Here is an 18,609-nt window from a genome sequence, read left to right as displayed (position 1 = left end):
CCTCAAAAGGAAAACCACAATGGCTTATTATTCTGTACTCGACGTAACCCCCACCGACGATGCGTGGATCCCCGGTTACCTGCCAACAGCCAATGAGCGCGTTGCAGCTCATGGCGGCAAATACATCGCTCGCACGGCCAATCACGAGCAGGTGGAAGGCGACACGCAAGATGCCGGTCTGCGCATCATCATCGAATGGCCGTCCAAAGAGGCGGCAGAGGCATTCATGGCCGATGAGGCTTATGCCCCCCATCTTGCAGCACGCACAGCCGGTTCGGTGAGCCATCATTTCCTGATCGAGGGCAAAGACGATCTTGCCTAAATCACTTGTGCCGCCCTCACCGAAGGGCGGCGCATACTTTTCCGGAGAGCAGCCATGCGCGACGAGACCAGTATGCCGTTTGAGCGAATCAATCGCGGCTACAATGCAACGTTTCAGAACGGGCGTCTGAGCATCGGGCTTGTGGTACCAATCGCGCAATACGGGCAGAGCCCTGTGCCCGACATGGCCGACCACCTCGACCGCATTCAACTTGCCGAAAGGCTCGGTTTCAAGGCTGTCTGGCTGCGCGATGTGCCTTTCAACGTCCCAAGTTTCGGCGATGCGGGACAACTTTTTGATCCCTTCGCCTATCTTGGCTATCTGGCGGCTAAAACAACCGATATCGCCTTGGGCGTCGCCAGTATCATCCTGCCGCTACGCCACCCCGCCCATGTGGCCAAGGCCGCAGCAACTGCCGATGTTTTATCAGGCGGTCGGCTGATCCTTGGCGTGGCGTCTGGGGATCGCCCCGAAGAATACCCGGCAATGAACAGCGATTTTGATGCGCGGAGCGAAGCTTTCCGCGACAGCTTTGATTACATTCGAGCCATGGGTACGGGCACCCCGCAGATCGAAAATGGGTTCGGCAAAGTCGACGCATCAATCGATATGCTGCCCAAGCCGGTCGGACCTAAGCTTCCTATGCTGATCACCGGATCAAGCCGCCAGTCGCCTGACTGGATCGCGCGGAATGGCGACGGTTGGATGATCTATCCGCGCCCCGGCGTGGCACAGGATCGCGTGTTGCAGGATTGGCGGGCGCGGTCGGCTGATCTAGGCCAGGCGCCGAAACCTGTCCTGCAACCGCTTTACATCGATCTCGCCGAAGATCCCGACGAACCGCCCAGCCCCATCCATCTTGGATTCCGGTCTGGCCACCGCACGCTCGTGCAATATCTCAGGCAGCTTGAGCACATCGGCGTGAGCCATGTGGCACTCAACTTGCGGTTCAGTGCCAGCCCCGTCGAACAAACTCTTGATGACTTGGCCGAACATGTCCTGCCAGTATTCAAATAAGGAACAGATCATGACAAAGACAATTCTTATTACAGGTGCGACCGATGGCCTTGGCCGTGCAACCGCAATCGCATTGGCGCGCCAAGGGCACAACATCATCGCGCATGGTCGAAATGCTCAGAAACTCGAGCAGCTGAAAGCCGAGGTTGGCGCGACCCTATCAACCGTTCAGGCGGATATGTCGGAACTGTCGCAAGTCGCACTGATGGGGCGTGATCTGATAAAGACCTATGATCGGATTGACGTGGTGATCAACAACGCTGGCGTCTTCAAGACATCGCAGCCGCTTTTGAGCAATGGCATGGACGTGCGTTTTGTCGTCAACGCCTTTGCACCAGCTCTTTTGTCAAACCTCCTGCTGCCGATCATGCCAGAGGACGGCCGTTTGGTGCATCTGTCCTCCGCGGCTCAAGCGCCGGTGGATTTTGACGCCTTGGCAGGCAAGCGAAAGCTGCAAGATATGGAGGCCTATGCCCAAAGCAAGCTCGCTCTGACGATGTGGAGCCAAGAATTTGCATCGAAACATCCCCACGGGCCGGTTTCGGTCGCGGTCAATCCCGGCTCGCTTCTTGCGACCAAGATGGTCCGCGAGGGGTTCGGCACATCCGGCAACGACCTGAATATCGGCGTCGATATTCTCATACGTGCGGCTTTAGCAGATGAGTTCGCGACCGCGTCGGGGCAGTATTTCGACAATGATAGTGGGCAATTCGCCCAGCCCCATCCAGACGCCGCCGTTGCCGCGAAGGTCGCGGGCGTAATTGAGGGTATAGAAGCAGAGATTGCCGATTAGACAGGTCAAAGGTTTGGCTTTCCTCTACCATCTGTCGAAAGCGTAGCGATATCGCGGATGGGCCTCGGCATCACCGACATTCGTGCGCCGCGCAGCATTTGTTACTTTGGGCTCGAGGCCGACTTTCGCGGCAAGTCGCTGCAAGGTCCGCTGTAACGCAATCCGGCCGCGCGGTTCACTGTCCTGGGCGCTCCGGCGTCTCGGCCAAACGCCCCTCACTCCTCGATAAACACCTCGGACGTCGCCCCCAGCGCAGAAACAAGCGACTGGAACCGCGCCTCGGCCACTTCGCCAAAGAGCGCCGCCGCCTCTTTCGGCAGGTGCAGTTCCAGCCTGCGTTTCTTGGGGAACCAGGTCAGCCGCCCCATCCTCGCGTCGCGCTTCAGCCACAACATCGCTCCGAACCGCATCGCCTTGCCCAGGGTCTCCGCCTGGGTCTGGCTCCGCTCGTCCAAGAGCGCATAGATCGGGTCGAACCGGTTGCCCTCGCGCTTGTTGCGATAGCGGTGTTGCAGCGCCAGCCCGATGAACACCCGTTCCGAATGTTTCAGCCCCCCCAAGTTGGCACGGGTGACGTTGTCGAAACAGATCTCGGCGCGGTAATCGGGATGCGCCCGCCAGCTGACATCATGCAGCAGGCAGGCCGCCTTGATCAGCCGCACCTGCGCGGGCGGGGCGGATTTGAACAGCGGCATCACAAATTCGAACAGCTGCTTGCCGAAGCCGGGCAGGCGGGCATCCTTGGCCTCGGCGAAATAGCTCGCCTCGATCAGCGGATCGCGGTCGCGCAGCCGCTGCGGCATCTGCTCGAACAGCAGCCCCTCGCGGATCCCATAAGAGGAAATCGCGATATCCTTCGGCTTGAACTCGCGGATCAACCGGGTCAGCACGTCGATCGCATAGGGCACCAGCGATATCCGGGACGAGGACAGCCCGGTCTTGCTCCGCAGCTTCTCCAGGTCCGAGTTCTCGATGAACTTCACCGTCTCATGCACGTCGCGCACGGTCATGCGGTATTCGTGCAGCACCTTCAGCGGATAGTTGCGCCGCAGCATGTCGATCCGCGCGATCGCCCGCCAGCTGCCGCCGACCAGGAACAGCCGGTCGCGCTGCGGCCCCAGCTGCGCCTTCAACTCGCCCATCACCTGCTTGATATGCGCCTTGCGCCCCTTGCGGCCGCCCTTGATGTCGCGCAGCTTCAGCGGACCCAGCGGCGAGGTCACCCGCCGCCCCACCTGGTTGTTGGCGATCTCGGCCAGTTCCATCGATGACCCGCCGATATCGCAGATAAGCCCATAGGCGCCGGGCCAGCCCAACAGCACCCCCTGCGCCGACAGCCGCGCCTCCTCGTCGCCGTCGATCACCTGGATCTTCAGCCCCGTCTCGCGCAGCACCTCGGCGCAGAAGTCGTGCCCGTCCTCGGCCTCGCGCACCGCTGCGGTGGCCACCGCGGCCAGCGGCGGCAGGTCCAGATCGCCGGCCAGATGCTGGAACCGGCGCAGCGCCGCCAGCGCCCGCACCCGGCCCTCGGGGTTCAGCCTGCCGGATTCGGACAGGCCCGCACCCAGGGCGCACATGATCTTCTCGTTGTAGAAATAGGCAGGCGACCGGGCGGCGCCATCGAACACCACCATCCGGACCGAGTTCGAGCCCACATCGACCACCCCGATTCGCGACAGGGCGCGGGCGCTGGGATCATTGAACAGGGGGCGGCCAAAGGGCCCCCACTCCGGGAGGGTCGCTTCCGTAGGTTGGTTCATCTGGCCCTCAGTCTTGCTTGCCGCAGGATGCGGGATCGCTCCGCCCCGGTCAATTGCGCTCTCCCGCCGCACCTTCGTTCAGCACCCGCACCGCCAGCGCCCGGGTGATCTCGCGCCGCTCGGCCAGCGCCAGCCGGTCCAGCGCCGCGACCGTGCGTGCGGCGGCCTCGAAACTGCGGTCCATGTGCTTGACCAGATAGGCGATCACTTCCGGCCCGGGATAAAGCTGGCGGTCGATGAACAGCTTGGCCAGCACCGCACCCAAAAGTGCATCGTCGGGCGGCTCCAGCGCCACATGCTGGGCGCCCTCGATCCGGCTTGTCAGGTCGGGCAGGGTCAGATTCCAGAACCCCGGCGCCGACTGTCCGGTCATCAACAGCGCATGCCCCTGCGCCAGCGTCATGTTGTGCAGGTGAAACAGCAGCGCCTCGCGCCCCCCGTCCCCGGCAATCGCGGGCACGTCCTCGACCGCGACCGGCCCCGCGGCCAGATCGGGAATCATCTCTTCGGTCAGTTCGGCCGCCGCCACGATCCGACCGCCGGTCTCGGCCGCCCAGACATGCGCCAGATGCGTCTTGCCCGCGCCCACGGGGCCGCTCAGCACCAGCTTGCCGCCGGGCCAGACATGGGCCGAGATCATTGCCACCGCAAGCGCGTTGGCGGGCGAGACGAAAAAATCTTCCCGCCCCAGCGCGGTCATCGCAGGGAGGTCGAAGCTGAGTTGTCGGGCCATCTATTCCGTGTCCTGTCCCGCCAGCCCGCGATACAGGCGGCTCCCCAGATATTGCGCGGTGGCAAAGCGGGCCAGAACGCCCAGCGCGGCGGCCACCGGCACCGCGACCAGCATGCCGACAAAGCCAAAGAGCGCGCCAAATACCGACAGCGCCAGCAATAGCCAGACCGGATGCAGTCCGACCGAACTGCCCACCAGCTTGGGCGTCAGCAGATTGCCTTCGACCACCTGCCCAATGGCGAAAATCGCGGCCACAAGCCCGATGGAAAACCAGTCGCCCCAGAACTGGAACAGCGCCAGACCGATGGCCAGTGCGCCGCCGATCAGTGCGCCCAGATAGGGGATGAAGGTCACCAGACCGGCGATCAGCCCCACCACCAGGCCGAATTGCAGCCCCACCAACATCAGCGCCACCGCATAATAGGTGCCCAGGATCAGACAGACCGTGCCCATGCCGCGCACGAACGAGGCCAGCACCGCGTCGATCTCTCCGGCCAGGCGCCGGATTACCGGCGCATGGTCCAGCGGCAAAAGCTGGTCGATCCGGGCGATCATCCGGTCCCAGTCCAAGAGCAGATAGACCGACACCACCGGCACGATGACCAGCAAGAGCACGACGTTGACCGCAGATCCGACCGATCCGGCGATGGTTTGCAGGAACTCGCCGGTGCGCGATTTCAACATCTCGCCGACCGATGCGATGATCTGATGCGCATTCGACCCCCGGTCCAGGACCGAGGGGAAATGGGTGCTCACAAAAGTGCGAAAATCCTGGAACAGCTGCGGCAGCGTATTCACCAGGTCGATCATCTGCGCCACCAGTACCGGCACGATCATCACCATGGTCAGCACGAACAGCAGGACCGAGGCGATGGTGATCACCGCCGTGGCCGCACTGCGCGACAGGCCCCATTTTTCCAGCCGATCGGCGACCGGATCGACGAAATAGGCGATCGCCCCGCCGATCACGAACGGCAACAGCACGTCGCCCAGCAGATACAGCACCAGGACGATCACCACCGCCACGATGCCCCAGTATCTCAGTTGGTCCTTGACTGGCAAAGACATGCCGCCTCCGGTTCGATGGGTCCGATTTCGGTTTTCGCCGATGCGGGCGGGGCTTGCAAGCATTCCTTCCTTCGGGAACCATGACCCTGGCCGCCCGGATCGCGGCGTTTCGGGTAACGGGTTGAGGAGAGGGAATGAGCAGCCGCGCAGACCGGCAGGCAGAACAGGCGCAAGACGTTCTGGACCAGGTCAACAGGATCGCAATGGCAACCGATATCGGCACCGTCTGGGAACTGCTGGTCGCGGGCCTGCGGCGGTTCGGATTCGAGCGGGTGAACTATGGACTCACCCGGGGCCGGGTGGGCACCAGCATCGGCGATCCGCAGGACGTGCTGTTTCTCAGCACCCACGCGCTGGACCGGGTGCGGGCGCATCACACCTCGGGCCTCTACCGCAGAACCGCCGAATACCGCTGGGTGCTGGAAAACGTGGGTGCGGTGTCGTGGGGCTGGGTCCATGCCGAACGCGCCGCCGGTCGGCTCTCGCCCGATGAATGCGCGGCGATGGACGAGATGGCGACCAGCCGCCGCCGTGCCGGCATCTCGGTCAGCTTCGCCGAGGGCGGCCGCCGCTGCAAGGGCGCCATGGGCCTCGCCGCCGGGGCGGGCGAAAGCCAGGCCGCGCTCGACGCCCGCTGGCCCGAGGTTTCGGCCGCGGTGCTGGCGCTCTGCAACATGGCCCATCTCAAGATCTCGCAACTGCCGCTGCCGGTGCCGGGCGGCCGCCTCAGCCGACGCCAGCGCGAGCTGCTGGACTGGGTGGCCGACGGCAAGACCATGCAGGACATCCAGGTTCTGACCGGCCTGTCGCTCAGCGCCATCGAGAAACACATGCGCAAGGCGCGCGACACGTTGGGGGTCGAAACCACCGCCCAGGCCGTGGGCAAGGCGGCGCTGCTGAATCAGATGTTCGCCGGTCCCGACCATGACCCCGCCCTGTCACGATGAGGATTTCCGCACTCGCCCGGGGCCATGCGCCCATGCACCTTGTCACGGCTTCGTGAGTGAACTCAGGACCCACGGGTGCCCGGCAGGACATTACCGCCTGTCTCCGGGTGCCTTCCCCTTCGGGTCTTGAGAACCGGGACATTTCCCCGGTGAGGCAACAGCGCCGGTCCTTCCCCAGGGACCGGCGCCTTATCCGCCCCGAACCGTGCAAAAAACACCCAAACCCGCGCCCCGAAGTACCGCACGGCGATTGCCTGTCGCGGACCTTTGTCTTAGACCGCTCTGCAACGTTCCTTCACGAAAGACACTGCCCGATGCGCCTGTCGCGATACTTTCTGCCCGTTCTCAAGGAAAACCCCTCCGAGGCCCAGATCGTCAGCCACCGCCTGATGCTGCGCGCCGGCATGATCAAACAGGCCCAGGCCGGCATCTATTCCTGGCTGCCGCTTGGCTTCAAGGTGCTGCGCAAGCTGGAAAACATCGTGCACGAGGAACAGATCCGCGCCGGTCACATCCCGATGCTGATGCCCACGCTGCAATCGGCCGATCTCTGGCGCGAAAGCGGCCGCTACGATGACTATGGCGAGGAAATGCTGCGCATCACCGACCGCCACGGGCGCGACATGCTCTTTGGCCCCACCAACGAAGAGCTGATCACCGACATCTTCCGCGGCCATGTCAGCAGCTACAAGGACCTGCCGCTGACGCTTTACCACATCCAGTGGAAATTCCGCGACGAGATCCGCCCGCGCTTCGGCGTCATGCGCGGCCGCGAGTTCCTGATGAAGGACGGCTACAACTTCGACCTCACCAAAGAGGACGCGCTGCATTCCTACAACCGCCACCTGGTCAGCTATATCCGCACCTACGAGCGGATGGGCCTTCAGGCGATCCCGATGCGCGCCGACTCCGGCCCGATCGGCGGCGACGACACTCATGAATTCCTGGTGCTGGCCGAGACCGGCGAGTCCGAGGTCTTCTATGACAGCAAGGTGACCGATATCCGCCTGGGCGAACGCGAGATCAACTATGACAGCGTCGAGCAGTGCCGCGCGGTGATGGAGGAGTTCACCTCGCTCTACGCCCGCACGGATGAGACCCATGACGAGGCGGTGTTCAACCAGATCCCCGAGGAACGCCGCCGCAGCGCGCGCGGCATCGAGGTTGGCCAGATCTTCTATTTCGGCACCAAATATTCCGACCCGATGGGCGCCACCGTACAAGGCCCCGATGGCAAGCCGGTTCCGGTCCACATGGGCAGCCACGGCATCGGTGTGTCCCGCCTGATCGGTGCGATCATCGAGGCGAGCCATGACGACAAGGGCATCATCTGGCCCGAGGGCGTGACGCCGTTCCATTGCGGCATCGTCAACCTGAAACAGGGCGATGCCGAGGCCGACGCCGCCTGTGATCAGCTTTATGCCGCGCTGACCGCCATCGGGCTCGAACCGCTCTATGACGACACCAACGAGCGGGCCGGGGGTAAGTTCGCCACCATGGACCTGATCGGTCTGCCGTGGCGCATCACCGTCGGTCCGCGCGGGCTGAAAAACGGGGTGGTGGAACTGACCAGTCGCAAGACCGGCGAAAGCGTCGAGCTGAGCCCGGAAGAAGCGGTGAAGAAGGTGGCCGAGATCTATGCGCCGCACCATCCGCATCTCGCGCGCGAGGAACCGATGGCGGGCCGGTCCTTCCACACCTGGCTGTAAAACGCTCAAGAGAAGGGGGCGGGCCGCCAGCGGCCCGGATCCTCAGTGCATTGCGGCGCGGACGGGCGGGTTACGCATCAGGTACCCGTCCGCCGTTCCGCCCGGGGCGGCCTTGACACAAGGCCGGCCCAACCGGTCGATCAGGTGTTCCATGGTCAGGCCCAGAAATCGCAACCCGCACAGACGGGCACCGGTTTCCGATTCAGTGATGCAAAACGCACCTCCACGAAACGCCAGGCCATAGCCGCGTTTCTGCATGGCGTCGATCAGTTCAGGCCAGGATTGCGCGGCCTCGAACAGCGGCAACATCACCGCCCGGATCAGCGCCGCGGTTTCGCAGTCGATCATTGCGGACCCGTTCGGCGCCGCCACTGGCATGGTCTTTATCGCGTTCATGAGCACCTCTCTCGCGATGCCCCCCAAGTCTTGCAATGCTGGCAGTGTTGGATTGCTGATTCAAAACCTGCCTGTCCGGCGTGTTAATTTTGGTTAAAATCCGGGGTATTTCGGTGGCAAATTGCGACTTGTTGGCCACAATGTTTCCAACCCGGAAACGGCCGCCGAACCCCGAACCATGGCTTACGCCGGTAATTCGCGCCGCAGCGGCAGCGATTGCAGGATCGCAAAACTCACTTCGATGACGAGAAACAGCCACAACAGCGGGCTTGCCCCCGCCCAGAGCGCGTTCAGCATCCAGGCCGAAAACAGCCAGCGCCCGGCTGCATCGTACCGCGCAAATCGCGGGTCGTCATGGACCAGCCGCACCAGCGACCAGACCACCACCACGCTGCCAAAGAAGTTTCCAAACAGCACCGCGTAGACGGACAGGGCGGGCAGAGCGGCCAGCCCCAGTTGGTCATGCGCGACGCTCAGCAGGTTCCAGAACAGCGACAGGGTCAGCGGCGTTGCATAGGGCCAGCTGACGGCCAGGTCATACCAGGCCGACAGGCGATAGATGTGGTGGAAACGGGAAGGGGTCAGCATTCGTCAGATCCTTTGCATATGGACGTTGAATGCGCCGGTCTCTAAACCTTGGACCTAGATCCAAGGTCAAGAGGGTTTCATGCGGATCGGAGAATTGGCGGAACGCACCGGCGTCAGCTGTGACGCCTTGCGGCTTTACGAGCGGCAAGGGCTGATCCAGGCCGACCGCTGGCCCAACGGCTATCGCGATTTCTCTGACGAGGCCGAGGCGCTGGTCCGGCTGATCCGCCAGGCACAGGGGCTGGGGTTTTCGCTGGCGGAAATCGGCGGGCTGTTGCGCGGACTTTCCGGTGGATTGAGCAGCGACCAGGTGGCCGAGGTACTGACCGCCAAACTGGCCGAGATCGACGGGCGCATCTCGGCCCTCACCGATCTGCGCGCGCTGCTGGCCGCCCGCCTTGCCGATGCCTGCCCGTTGGGGCTGGACCGGCCGCGCGCGCCCGCTCTCCGCCGCAGGCGCACGTTGCGCGGATGACCGCCGTGGGGCTTTGTGAACCCTGCATTCGCGACGTACAAAACGGCACATTGCGGGTTCAGACCATGTACAAAACGGTCAAAACGCCGTACATCGCCCGCAAACGAGCAGGAGCCAGACATGGCCAGACAACCGGCACCCTTTGCCCCTTTCGAGTGGAAGATCGCCTGGCGCTACCTCCGTGCCCGCCGGGCCGAGGGCGGCGTCAGCGTGATGACCTGGATCAGCCTGATCGGTATCACACTGGCGGTGTTCGCGCTGATCGCGACACTGGCGGTGCGTTCGGGCTTTCGCTCCGATTTCGTGGGCACCATCCTGGGGGCAAATGCCCATGTAACCGTTTATAATGGCGGGGTAATCCGGGAAAATGGCCAGGTCGACCGGACCATTGCCGACTATTCGGAAATGGCCGCGCGGGTAGCTCAGGTGCCCGGCGTGACCCGTGCCGCACCGCTGGTCAAGGGCCAGGTGATGGCCTCGGCCCAGTCCCGCAATGCAGGCGTCGAGGTCTTCGGCATCGCCGCCGCCGACCTCGCCGGCCTGCCCGGCATTGTCGGCAACGACCGCTCCTACGGCGACCTCTCCCGCTTCGATCAAGGCATCGCAATCGGCTCCGGCATCGCCCGCGAACTCGGCATCACCGTAGGCGACCGCATCAAGCTCATTTCGCCCAACGGCGCCCGGACACCGATGGGAACCTCGCCCCGGGTGAATGCCTACGAGGTGGTCTATGTCTTCTCCGCCGGGCGCTATGATATTGATAGAACACGGGTTTATATGCCCTTTGCCGAGGCGCAGAGCTACTTCAACCGCGAGGGCGTGGCCGATGAGATCGAGGTCATGGTGACCGAGCCCGAGGCGCTTGACCGGGTGCTGATCCCGATCCTGACCGCCGCAGGCGAAGGCGCGCAGGTCTGGACCTGGCAGGATGCCTCGGGCGGTTTCCTGCGCGCGCTCGAGGTCGAGGACAACGTGATGTTCATCATCCTCTCGATCCTCGTGCTGATCGCCACCATGAACATCGTCTCGGGCCTGATCATGCTGGTCAAGAACAAGGGCCGCGACATCGGCATCCTGCGCACCATCGGACTGAGCGAGGGTTCGGTCCTGCGGGTGTTTTTCATCTGCGGCGCCTTCACCGGCATCATCGGCACCGCTTTGGGCGTGGCGCTGGGCTGCCTCTTCGCGATTTATATCGACCCGATTTTTTCCTTTGTAAACTATGTTATGGGCGGCGGCGTCTGGGACCCGGCCATTCGCGGGATCTATGCCTTGCCCGCCGAATTGCGGCTTGCCGACGTGCTCAAGGCGGCGGGCCTGTCGCTGGGGCTTTCCTTTGTCGTGACCTATTTCCCGGCCCGTCGCGCGGCCCGGCTGAACCCGGTGGAGGCGCTGCGCTATGAGTGACGTGACCCTGCGCCTGAGCGGTATCGAGAAGACCTATCTGCCCGGCACGCCCGGCGAGGTCCGGGTGCTGCGCGGTGCCGATCTGGAGTTGCACGCGGGCGAAATGGTGGCCCTGGTGGCCCCCTCTGGCGCGGGTAAATCAACCCTTCTGCATATCGCGGGCCTGCTGGATGTGCCTGACGCGGGGCAGGTCGAAATTGCGGGACAGGACATGTCCGGCCGCGGCGACAGGGCGCGCACCATCGTGCGGCGGCAGGACGTGGGCTTCGTCTATCAGTTCCACCACCTGCTGCCTGAGTTTACGGCACTGGAGAATGTGACCCTGCCGCAACTCGCCAACGGGGTCTCGGAACGCGCCGCGCAGGCCCGCGCGACCGATCTGCTGACCCGCGTCGGCGTGGCCGAACGGGCCACGCACCGCCCGGCCGCCCTGTCTGGCGGCGAGCAACAGCGCGTGGCCTTCTGCCGGGCGCTGGCTAATGCACCGCGCCTCTTGCTGGCGGACGAACCCACCGGCAATCTGGATCCTGCGACCTCGGAGCAGGTGTTCGATGCACTGCTCGAATTGGTGCGGGGCACCGGTCTGTCGGCGCTGATCGCGACGCACAACATGGATCTCGCGGCCCGGATGGACCGGGTACTGCGGCTGGACGATGGACGGCTTACGCCTGCTGGGTAAGCCAGACCCCGGCCGCCATCAGGGCGATGCCACCCGCGCGGGTCAGGCCCAGCGGGCTGACTTGAGCGCCGAACAAGCCAAAATGGTCGATGGCGGCGGCCGAGATCAGCTGTCCGAGTAAGACAAAGAACACCGCGTTTCCCACTCCGAAATGTGGGGCGACATGGGTGATCGACAACACGTAAAAGGCCACCAGAAGCCCCGCCAGAAACAGGTGACGCGGCGCGCCGCCCAGTTTGGTCAGCGCCTGCGGCCCGGGAACCAGCAGCATCAGCGCCGCCGATGCGGCAAAGGCCACCGCAAACAGCACGACCCCGGCCGTGGTCGGAGACCCGATGATCTTTCCCAGCGCGGCATTCAGCGCGGCCAGAACCGGGATGCCGATCCCGGCGATCAGCATGAGGGCAGCATAGTGGGGCATGGTTCGTTCCGCGTCTGAGACAGGTGTTGATCTGGATCATTGCCTTGGCAGCAGGGATGCACAAGGCTGAACATGGGTGCGGGCGGAAACGGTATTGCGATGCGGATTGCTGTTCTGATGACAGTCTTGCTTGCGGCCTGCGCGCCCACGCCCGATGATCGTGGCGCACGCCTGTTTGCGCGAAACTGCACCTCCTGTCACGGAGTGACCGGATCGGGAGATGGGCCACAAAGCGCCGGACTGCCGGTTCCTCCGGCAAACCTGCGCGGGTTGGCAGCCGCCAACGAAGGAGTCTTTCCGGCAAAGCGGGTGATGGCGGCGATTTTTGGGTATCCGGGCAAGACGCATACGGAAACCATGCCCGATTTCGCCGGGGAACTGGCGGGGCCGACCGTCTTGTGGGAGGCGCCGGATGGCGAGAGGATCGAAACACCGGTTCCCTTGCTTGATCTGGCGCAATACCTTGAAACGATACAGGACCTGTGATCTCGAAAAGGGAGTGATCTGACCAAATGAAACAAGCTTTGATGGCGGCCTTGGCCGTGATGGTATCGGGGACAGCGGGTCTGGCGCAGGATGCGGCAGAAGGCGAACAGCTCTATCTGCATCACTGTGCAACCTGTCACGGGATCGAAGCGACCGGGCAGGGGCCGATGGCCGGGGTTCTTGTGATACAACCCGCCGACCTCACCGCCCTTCAGGGTGATGGCGCGTTTCCCGTCGCGCGTGTGGTGCGCCGTATCGACGGACGCGATCCGCTGGTCAGCCACGGCAGCCCGATGCCGGTCTATGGCCCCTATTTCGAAGGCCGCGATATCGCGGTAAAGACCGAAACCGGACAGCCGATGTTGACCAGCCAGCCGATTGTCGATCTGCTGGCGTATATCCAAACACTACAAGACCGCTGAAGAGGGGAAACGGATGCGCAGAGTTGTCGGAGTACTGATGCTGACTGCGGCGGTGGCGGCCTGTTCGGTTCAGGATACGATGCCCGGCCCGGCAGAGGGAGAGGCAATTTTTGCCGCCAATTGCGTGGCCTGCCACGACTACCGGGGGCAGGGCGCGACGCTCTCTGGCGGGCAGAGTGCTCCTGATCTGACCGGAATCGCGGCGCGGCGGGATGGCGAGTTTCCGCGTGCCGAGATCCTGTCCAAGATCGACGGCTACGGGCATGGCAAGGTTTCTGCGACCGTGATGCCAGAATTCGGGTCCCTGCTCGAAGGCGAACTGGTGCCCGTCGATATCGACGGGGTGCCGACCCCGACACCCAGACCGCTGGCGGCGCTGCTGGCTTATCTGGAAAGCATTCAGGTCGCAGACGCAGGGTAACAACATCCGCCGGGGGTGGCGCGGGAACCCCGATGACCTCTGCATGGCGGACACGGCTCAAGGCTCAGTCGCAGATTCCTTTGAGCTCCGCCCCCTTCCAGGGCAACAAGACATCGCTTTCACGGGACGACCGCGGCAGGTCGGATACCGGAAAGGCTGCGGACAGCATGCCATGCAGCCGCTTGGTGCGGGCCGCCTCGGGCGCCAGTGCACGACAGCAGACGTATTCTTCGACGATTGCGCCTTGCTGTTCGTACCCGTAGTCCAGAAAATCGGGCGAGGTCTCTAGCTCGAACAGGTAAGGATCGTCACTGGCGCCGTGTTCGGCGGCAGCCCGCAGCGGGTGGTACCCCGTCACATGCCGGTTCTGCCATTGCCAGACATGGGTCAGTTCGTGGGCCAGCAGCATCGCGGCAACGAGGTGCATGCGTTCGGGATAGTTCGGGAGGTAGTCTTCCAGATACCAGTCCTTGGTGAAAAACACCTTCTGGAACAGGGTCACGGCCGCCGGTTTGGCGGTCACGATCTCTTCTTTTGTTGGCGGCAGGATACGTTCACGGCAGGTCACACGGGGACGTGGTTTGCGATGGAAGGTGACCGCGCCCACCGGTGCGCCCTCGACCAGGCGGACCCGGTCCAGATCCAGTGCTGTCCCATGCAGGCGGGACGCAAAATTGCGCTCGGAATCGGTCAGCGGGCGGCCGCAGGCCGCAACCAGAAGGATCAGGAAAAGCGCACGCAGCATCATGGTTCAGACCCTAGTCGCAAGCGTGATCCCTGCAAGATGTTTTTCCATTCCGCTCAAAAAGCAGGCATTGTCGGAAGCCGGACACGTCGGACAAAGGATGCTCCGTCCAGTTTGGTTGGCCTGCCGAAAGGAGACGGAAAATTCTTCTCGTTCCATATGGAAGTCCATGAAGCGTGCGCTAACGTTTTTTCATTGAGCCTCGATTTGATGTCCAAAAACTGAGAGTTATGCCAATGAGAAAGCCGCTTCGAAGTATCGCGACACTGGCCCTGATTTCAATGGTCCACCTGGTTCCCGCGTGGGCACAGGAAAACAGTGCCAAACCCAATATTCTCGTCATCTGGGGTGATGATATCGGATGGCAGAACGTTTCCGCCTACGGGATGGGAACGATGGGATACACTACACCCAACATAGACCGGATCGCCGCAGAGGGAGTTCGGTTTACCGACCATTATGCGCAACCCAGCTGCACGGCTGGCCGCGCCGCATTCATCACGGGCCAATACCCAATTCGGTCAGGCATGACGACGGTTGGCCAGCCGGGCTCTCCGCTGGGGCTTCAAGCTGCCTCGCCGACTTTGGCAGAACAGTTAAAGCAGATCGGGTACCGTACCGGCCATTTCGGCAAGAACCACCTTGGTGACCGTAACGAGCACCTGCCGACGGTCCACGGTTTCGACGAATTTTTCGGCAACCTTTATCACCTGAACACGCAGGAAGAAGCCGAGCAGCGTGACTATCAGCGTTTCGGCAAGGAATTTTCCGGCAGTCTGGAAGAATACGAGGCGCAATTCGGGACGCGCGGCGTGATCCACAGCTTTGCCAGCGAAACCGACGATCCGACGGAACAGCCCCGATTTGGCCGCGTGGGGATGCAGACGATCGAAGACACCGGACCGTTGACCCAGGAACGGATGAAAAACTTCGATTCAGCCGAAGTCATCCCGCTTGCACAGAACTTCATGGCAAGTGCGAAAGAGGCCGACGAGCCGTTTTTTGTCTGGCTGAATACGAGCCGGATGCACCTGTATACCCGGCTGGACGACAAATGGCGGTATGCGGCCGAAGAGTATACGTCGGAATCCGACTACCACGGATCGGGCATGCTTCAGCATGACCATGATATCGGGCTCGTGCTCGACTGGCTCGAAGAGCAGGGCCTCGCCGAGAATACCATCGTCTGGTATTCGACCGATAACGGGCCCGAGCACTCCTCGTGGCCGCACGGTGCGACGACACCATTCCGCGGCGAGAAAATGACGACATGGGAGGGGGGCGTTCGTGTGATCTCGATGCTGCGCTGGCCCGGCGTCATTGAAGCAGGCAGGGTCCTGAACGGTATCCAGGGCCACCAGGACATGTTCACGTCTCTGGCGGCGGCCGCGGGTATGGAAGATGTGGCCGCCGAAGTGATGGAAGAAAAGCAGCAGGTCATCGACGGGGTGAACAACCTGCCGTACTGGACAGGCGAAGCGGCGGCCTCGGCCCGCAACCATATCTTTCACTATTACGAAGGGATGCTGGCAGCCGTTCGGATGGGGCCGTGGAAGTTCCACTTCATCACCCGCGAGGATTATTATGGAGACATCGTCGCCCATTCGATGCCGCGCGTGTTCAACCTGCGTATGGACCCGTTCGAAAGTTATGACAGCACGGATTCCTACGGTCACCTGATCCAAAAGGTTTCGTGGCTGTTCCAGCCCATGAACGTGCTGTTGGGGCAGCATCTACAGTCTCTGGCAGAGTATCCCCCGGTTCAGGGCGGGGCGTCCTTTGACATGTCGAATGTGGTTGAGGATTTCTTGTCCAAGGCGTTGCAGTAAACGCCAATAGAAACAGACAGAAGGGCGGCCAACCTGCGTCCGCCCTTTCTGTTGGTCAGAGGCTCATCGCCAGAACGCGGCTAATCTCGGTCAGCGACCGTCCGGATTGCTCCATCCAGGTGTTGAAGGCCGCTTGCACCTGCGCCATCGCCTTCTTGGAGCTTGGCGGCTTGTCGACCACCCCTTCGGCGAACAGGCGGGCGGTCACGTCCCGCGACAGGATGAAACTGTCGCGGCCGGCAAAGCGCATCGCGTATTGGGCCGTTGTTCCGCCCAGCCGCGCACCGCGGGTCTTGAGCATGTCGAGCAGGCCGACATAGTCAGATGAGGGCCAGGTCCCCAACACCTTGCCCGCGCCGCCGTCCTGGCGCAGCTCAAGGAGAAAGGCGGCGTTGTCCCGCACAGTGGCGATCTTTGTTCCGTTACGCACGATCCGGGAGTCGACGAGCAGCGCATCGAACTTCTCGTCATCCATGAATGCGCACCGGCCGATGTCGAACCCGTCAAAGGCCGCCTCGAACCCGTCCCATTTGGCTTCGATCACTTTCCAGTTGAAGCCAGCCTGAAAGATGCACTTTGTAATGACCGAGAGCCAGCGGTCATCCGGCATTGCGGTCAGCTCATCCGGGCTTTTCGGCTTTTGCAGTCTTCCTTCCAGCGCGGCCTTGCCGCCGTGGCGCGCAGCGGCCAGGTCGTAGATTTCATCGAAATGGTGCATGTCCGATCTCCTTTCCTGCTCTTTTCGCCACAGTGCCGACCGTAGTTCTGCTCAAGGAGCGTAAAAAGTGGCGGTCGCCGTCGCCACAAGCTTGCCGCTGGTCTCTTCGGTCATGTTGGCGCGGGCAAAGACCAGCGCCTTGCCAGCACGCACAACTTCGGCCCGGCACAGGATAGCCGTACCCGTGCCCGGACGCAGAAACTGGGTATGAAGGTCTGTGGTCGCATAGAGTTTGAAGCTATCTCCATGCGCGACTGCGGCCAGCACCATCGTGGTGTCGGCCAGTGCCGCCAGAGCCTGGCCTGACACGATCCCACCCACCCGCGCCAGATGTTCGGCAAGCGGCATCCGCATCAGCGCATGTGTCTTGTCGATGGAGATCACGGTCAGGTCCAGCGCACGGACCCATTTGGCGAAGTTCTCGTCGAGAATTTGTTCGGCGGATTCGACGGTTAGCATACCGTGGGTGTTCCTTTAATCGGGGTCATGTCCTGCCTCTGAAGAGTGACGTTTTGCGCAGGATAGGCGCCCATCGCGATCAAGCCAAGTTGCGTTTCCGGGGTCCTCAAGGCGGGCATCTGCAAAAAAATCTCGACAAAAGTGCCTGAAACCATGTTATTGACTGGTCAATCAATAACCGACTGCAACATCTGGCGTGACAGCTGGCGATGCAGGACGGATACTTAGCGAACCAAAGAAACAGGGAGACTGAGGATGAAGACCATCGGACTGGGAATCGCGCTGACCGCGTTGGCTGGTGCCGTGCAGGCCGCCGACATGGGCGCTGCAGACGAGCCGATCAAGCTGGCGATCAATGAATGGACCGGACAGCACGTCACCACCCATGTCGCGGGCGAGATGCTCAAGGCGGCGGGATACAAGGTCGAATACGTGACCGCAGGCATGATGAACCAGTTCCAGGCGCTGGCGGATGGCGACATTCACGCGACGCTGGAAATCTGGTCGTCGAACGTGTCCGACGAATACGCAAAGAAAATCTCGGAGGGGACCGTTGTCGAAATCGGCGACCTCGGCCTGAATGCGCGCGAAGGCATTGCCTATCCGGCGCATGTTGCCGACCTGTGCCCGGGACTGCCCGCGTGGGAGGCACTGAAGGATTGCGCGCAGGTGTTTGCCACCGCCGAAACTATCCCGATGGGCCGGCTGGTCGACTATCCCGCAGACTGGGGCACGCCGGGGGCTGACCGGATGACCGGGTTCGACCTGCCGATCAAGGCCGTTCCGGCAGGGTCCGAAGGGGCGTTGATTGCCGAGTTGCGCGCCTCGACCGAGCGCAAGTCGCCGCTGCTCATCACCTTCTGGCAGCCGCATTGGGCGATGTCGGCCTATGACGTCAAATTCGTCGATCTGCCGGTGGGCAACGAGGAATGCTTCAACGATCCGGCCTGGGGCCCGAACCCGAATGCCGTGAACGACTGCGACTTCGCGCCCAGCCGTATCTTCAAGGCGTCCTGGTCCGGCTTTGCCGAAAAATGGCCAGCGGCCTATGAAATCCTGTCCAACTATCAGCTGAGCGTCGAGGCGCAGCAGCCGATGATGGGCAAGATCGACGTCGATGGCGGCTCGGTCGAGGATGTGGTCGCCGCATGGATGGCCGAGAACGAGGGCAGCTGGCGCCCCGTCGTCGATGCGGCAACCAAGTGAGCCGCTGA

Annotated in this window: 22 protein-coding genes; 13 read left to right on the top strand and 9 right to left on the bottom strand. The window is 62.6% G+C overall.

Annotated elements, in window-relative coordinates; genetic code table 11:
• Positions 1-19: 19 nt before the first annotated feature.
• From G0P99_RS18145 to G0P99_RS18135, 3 genes are read left to right on the top strand one after another with little or no spacing between them, the layout of a single operon-like run.
• Entirely contained in the window at positions 20-322 is a 303-nt protein-coding gene (locus G0P99_RS18145; RefSeq protein ID WP_164131893.1) for a DUF1330 domain-containing protein, read from the top strand.
• A gap of 54 nt (positions 323-376) precedes the next feature.
• On the top strand, positions 377-1,339 hold the full coding sequence (locus G0P99_RS18140; protein WP_164131892.1) for an LLM class oxidoreductase: 963 nt from the start codon (positions 377-379) through the stop codon (positions 1,337-1,339).
• Positions 1,340-1,349: 10 nt separating this feature from the next.
• Positions 1,350-2,132 carry an SDR family NAD(P)-dependent oxidoreductase gene (locus G0P99_RS18135; RefSeq protein WP_164131891.1) on the top strand — a complete coding sequence of 261 codons (783 nt, stop codon included), beginning with the start codon at positions 1,350-1,352 and terminating at the stop codon, positions 2,130-2,132.
• Positions 2,133-2,347: 215 nt separating this feature from the next.
• On the opposite strand, the gene G0P99_RS18130 is transcribed toward G0P99_RS18135, so the two are convergent.
• From G0P99_RS18130 to G0P99_RS18120, 3 genes are read right to left on the bottom strand one after another with little or no spacing between them, the layout of a single operon-like run.
• Positions 2,348-3,892 (bottom strand): Ppx/GppA family phosphatase, encoded by a 1,545-nt coding sequence (locus G0P99_RS18130; RefSeq protein ID WP_164131890.1) that lies wholly within the window; start codon positions 3,890-3,892, stop codon positions 2,348-2,350.
• A 49-nt stretch (positions 3,893-3,941) separates the two neighbouring features.
• Positions 3,942-4,625 (bottom strand): chromosomal replication initiator DnaA, encoded by a 684-nt coding sequence (locus G0P99_RS18125; protein WP_164131889.1) that lies wholly within the window; start codon positions 4,623-4,625, stop codon positions 3,942-3,944.
• Positions 4,626-5,693 carry an AI-2E family transporter gene (locus G0P99_RS18120; RefSeq protein ID WP_164131888.1) on the bottom strand — a complete coding sequence of 356 codons (1,068 nt, stop codon included), beginning with the start codon at positions 5,691-5,693 and terminating at the stop codon, positions 4,626-4,628.
• A 134-nt stretch (positions 5,694-5,827) separates the two neighbouring features.
• On the opposite strand from G0P99_RS18120, the gene G0P99_RS18115 reads away from it, so the two are divergent.
• Both G0P99_RS18115 and proS read left to right on the top strand, forming a co-directional pair.
• Positions 5,828-6,640, top strand: a complete 813-nt coding sequence (locus tag G0P99_RS18115; RefSeq protein WP_164131887.1) for a helix-turn-helix domain-containing protein — start codon at positions 5,828-5,830, stop codon at positions 6,638-6,640.
• 314 nt (positions 6,641-6,954) lie between these two features.
• Positions 6,955-8,349, top strand: coding sequence for a proline--tRNA ligase (proS, locus tag G0P99_RS18110; RefSeq protein ID WP_164131886.1), 1,395 nt, complete (start codon positions 6,955-6,957; stop codon positions 8,347-8,349).
• Between the two features lie 42 nt (positions 8,350-8,391).
• Here proS and G0P99_RS18105 read toward each other — a convergent pair whose 3' ends face one another.
• Together G0P99_RS18105 and G0P99_RS18100 are read right to left on the bottom strand one after the other, a co-directional pair.
• Complete coding sequence (locus tag G0P99_RS18105) at positions 8,392-8,745, bottom strand: hypothetical protein (protein ID WP_164131885.1); 354 nt, start codon at positions 8,743-8,745, stop codon at positions 8,392-8,394.
• Between the two features lie 183 nt (positions 8,746-8,928).
• Positions 8,929-9,333, bottom strand: a complete 405-nt coding sequence (locus tag G0P99_RS18100; protein WP_164131884.1) for a hypothetical protein — start codon at positions 9,331-9,333, stop codon at positions 8,929-8,931.
• Between the two features lie 79 nt (positions 9,334-9,412).
• Between G0P99_RS18100 and G0P99_RS18095 the strand changes: the two genes are divergently transcribed.
• The 3 genes from G0P99_RS18095 to G0P99_RS18085 all read left to right on the top strand — a co-directional run bounded on the left by G0P99_RS18095 (position 9,413) and on the right by G0P99_RS18085 (position 11,894).
• Positions 9,413-9,808, top strand: a complete 396-nt coding sequence (locus G0P99_RS18095; protein WP_164131883.1) for a MerR family transcriptional regulator — start codon at positions 9,413-9,415, stop codon at positions 9,806-9,808.
• A 120-nt stretch (positions 9,809-9,928) separates the two neighbouring features.
• Entirely contained in the window at positions 9,929-11,215 is a 1,287-nt protein-coding gene (locus G0P99_RS18090) for a lipoprotein-releasing ABC transporter permease subunit (protein WP_164131882.1), read from the top strand.
• Positions 11,208-11,894, top strand: coding sequence for an ABC transporter ATP-binding protein (locus tag G0P99_RS18085; RefSeq protein WP_164131881.1), 687 nt, complete (start codon positions 11,208-11,210; stop codon positions 11,892-11,894). Before G0P99_RS18090 ends, G0P99_RS18085 begins: the two co-directional genes overlap by 8 nt.
• On the opposite strand, the gene G0P99_RS18080 is transcribed toward G0P99_RS18085, so the two are convergent.
• Complete coding sequence (locus G0P99_RS18080; protein WP_164131880.1) at positions 11,878-12,315, bottom strand: DMT family transporter; 438 nt, start codon at positions 12,313-12,315, stop codon at positions 11,878-11,880. The two genes, G0P99_RS18085 and G0P99_RS18080, sit on opposite strands and share 17 nt — an antisense overlap.
• A 117-nt stretch (positions 12,316-12,432) precedes the next feature.
• Between G0P99_RS18080 and G0P99_RS18075 the strand changes: the two genes are divergently transcribed.
• The 3 genes from G0P99_RS18075 to G0P99_RS18065 are packed head-to-tail and all read left to right on the top strand — an operon-like array spanning position 12,433 to position 13,644.
• Positions 12,433-12,801: a cytochrome c gene (locus G0P99_RS18075; protein ID WP_164131879.1), complete on the top strand. Its 369-nt coding sequence runs from the start codon at positions 12,433-12,435 to the stop codon at positions 12,799-12,801.
• A gap of 26 nt (positions 12,802-12,827) precedes the next feature.
• Positions 12,828-13,223, top strand: a complete 396-nt coding sequence (locus G0P99_RS18070; RefSeq protein ID WP_164131878.1) for a cytochrome c — start codon at positions 12,828-12,830, stop codon at positions 13,221-13,223.
• Between the two features lie 13 nt (positions 13,224-13,236).
• Complete coding sequence (locus G0P99_RS18065) at positions 13,237-13,644, top strand: cytochrome c (RefSeq protein ID WP_164131877.1); 408 nt, start codon at positions 13,237-13,239, stop codon at positions 13,642-13,644.
• A gap of 64 nt (positions 13,645-13,708) precedes the next feature.
• Here the strand turns inward: G0P99_RS18065 and G0P99_RS18060 are convergent, their stop codons facing one another.
• Positions 13,709-14,389: a hypothetical protein gene (locus G0P99_RS18060; protein ID WP_164132017.1), complete on the bottom strand. Its 681-nt coding sequence runs from the start codon at positions 14,387-14,389 to the stop codon at positions 13,709-13,711.
• Between the two features lie 236 nt (positions 14,390-14,625).
• Here G0P99_RS18060 and G0P99_RS18055 point away from each other — a divergent pair, with 236 nt between their 5' ends.
• A complete protein-coding gene (locus G0P99_RS18055) occupies positions 14,626-16,218 on the top strand; it encodes an arylsulfatase (RefSeq protein ID WP_164131876.1) in 1,593 nt (530 codons plus the stop codon).
• A gap of 55 nt (positions 16,219-16,273) precedes the next feature.
• Here G0P99_RS18055 and G0P99_RS18050 read toward each other — a convergent pair whose 3' ends face one another.
• Both G0P99_RS18050 and G0P99_RS18045 read right to left on the bottom strand, forming a co-directional pair.
• A complete protein-coding gene (locus G0P99_RS18050) occupies positions 16,274-16,936 on the bottom strand; it encodes a DNA-3-methyladenine glycosylase I (RefSeq protein ID WP_164131875.1) in 663 nt (220 codons plus the stop codon).
• 51 nt (positions 16,937-16,987) lie between these two features.
• Positions 16,988-17,395, bottom strand: a complete 408-nt coding sequence (locus G0P99_RS18045; protein ID WP_164131874.1) for a PaaI family thioesterase — start codon at positions 17,393-17,395, stop codon at positions 16,988-16,990.
• 255 nt (positions 17,396-17,650) lie between these two features.
• On the opposite strand from G0P99_RS18045, the gene G0P99_RS18040 reads away from it, so the two are divergent.
• On the top strand, positions 17,651-18,601 hold the full coding sequence (locus tag G0P99_RS18040) for an ABC transporter substrate-binding protein (protein ID WP_164131873.1): 951 nt from the start codon (positions 17,651-17,653) through the stop codon (positions 18,599-18,601).
• Positions 18,602-18,609: the final 8 nt, after the last annotated feature.

Origin of the sequence: Ruegeria sp. PrR005, from assembly GCF_010500245.1 — a bacterium.
Lineage (GTDB): Bacteria > Pseudomonadota > Alphaproteobacteria > Rhodobacterales > Rhodobacteraceae > Ruegeria_B > Ruegeria_B marisflavi.
Note: the sequence above shows the minus strand (reverse complement) of the source record. Positions and strands in the feature narration are given on the sequence as shown.

What these genes read in the sequence shown, in the direction of transcription:
- G0P99_RS18145 (WP_164131893.1), top strand. Translation starts at nt 20, where the DNA reads ATGGCTTATTATTCTGTACTCGACGTAACCCCCACCGACGATGCGTGG.
- G0P99_RS18140 (WP_164131892.1), top strand. Translation starts at nt 377, where the DNA reads ATGCGCGACGAGACCAGTATGCCGTTTGAGCGAATCAATCGCGGCTAC.
- G0P99_RS18135 (WP_164131891.1), top strand. Translation starts at nt 1,350, where the DNA reads ATGACAAAGACAATTCTTATTACAGGTGCGACCGATGGCCTTGGCCGT.
- G0P99_RS18130 (WP_164131890.1), bottom strand. Translation starts at nt 3,892, where the DNA reads ATGAACCAACCTACGGAAGCGACCCTCCCGGAGTGGGGGCCCTTTGGC.
- G0P99_RS18125 (WP_164131889.1), bottom strand. Translation starts at nt 4,625, where the DNA reads ATGGCCCGACAACTCAGCTTCGACCTCCCTGCGATGACCGCGCTGGGG.
- G0P99_RS18120 (WP_164131888.1), bottom strand. Translation starts at nt 5,693, where the DNA reads ATGTCTTTGCCAGTCAAGGACCAACTGAGATACTGGGGCATCGTGGCG.
- G0P99_RS18115 (WP_164131887.1), top strand. Translation starts at nt 5,828, where the DNA reads ATGAGCAGCCGCGCAGACCGGCAGGCAGAACAGGCGCAAGACGTTCTG.
- proS (WP_164131886.1), top strand. Translation starts at nt 6,955, where the DNA reads ATGCGCCTGTCGCGATACTTTCTGCCCGTTCTCAAGGAAAACCCCTCC.
- G0P99_RS18105 (WP_164131885.1), bottom strand. Translation starts at nt 8,745, where the DNA reads ATGAACGCGATAAAGACCATGCCAGTGGCGGCGCCGAACGGGTCCGCA.
- G0P99_RS18100 (WP_164131884.1), bottom strand. Translation starts at nt 9,333, where the DNA reads ATGCTGACCCCTTCCCGTTTCCACCACATCTATCGCCTGTCGGCCTGG.
- G0P99_RS18095 (WP_164131883.1), top strand. Translation starts at nt 9,413, where the DNA reads ATGCGGATCGGAGAATTGGCGGAACGCACCGGCGTCAGCTGTGACGCC.
- G0P99_RS18090 (WP_164131882.1), top strand. Translation starts at nt 9,929, where the DNA reads ATGGCCAGACAACCGGCACCCTTTGCCCCTTTCGAGTGGAAGATCGCC.
- G0P99_RS18085 (WP_164131881.1), top strand. Translation starts at nt 11,208, where the DNA reads ATGAGTGACGTGACCCTGCGCCTGAGCGGTATCGAGAAGACCTATCTG.
- G0P99_RS18080 (WP_164131880.1), bottom strand. Translation starts at nt 12,315, where the DNA reads ATGCCCCACTATGCTGCCCTCATGCTGATCGCCGGGATCGGCATCCCG.
- G0P99_RS18075 (WP_164131879.1), top strand. Translation starts at nt 12,433, where the DNA reads ATGACAGTCTTGCTTGCGGCCTGCGCGCCCACGCCCGATGATCGTGGC.
- G0P99_RS18070 (WP_164131878.1), top strand. Translation starts at nt 12,828, where the DNA reads ATGAAACAAGCTTTGATGGCGGCCTTGGCCGTGATGGTATCGGGGACA.
- G0P99_RS18065 (WP_164131877.1), top strand. Translation starts at nt 13,237, where the DNA reads ATGCGCAGAGTTGTCGGAGTACTGATGCTGACTGCGGCGGTGGCGGCC.
- G0P99_RS18060 (WP_164132017.1), bottom strand. Translation starts at nt 14,389, where the DNA reads ATGCTGCGTGCGCTTTTCCTGATCCTTCTGGTTGCGGCCTGCGGCCGC.
- G0P99_RS18055 (WP_164131876.1), top strand. Translation starts at nt 14,626, where the DNA reads ATGAGAAAGCCGCTTCGAAGTATCGCGACACTGGCCCTGATTTCAATG.
- G0P99_RS18050 (WP_164131875.1), bottom strand. Translation starts at nt 16,936, where the DNA reads ATGCACCATTTCGATGAAATCTACGACCTGGCCGCTGCGCGCCACGGC.
- G0P99_RS18045 (WP_164131874.1), bottom strand. Translation starts at nt 17,395, where the DNA reads ATGCTAACCGTCGAATCCGCCGAACAAATTCTCGACGAGAACTTCGCC.
- G0P99_RS18040 (WP_164131873.1), top strand. Translation starts at nt 17,651, where the DNA reads ATGAAGACCATCGGACTGGGAATCGCGCTGACCGCGTTGGCTGGTGCC.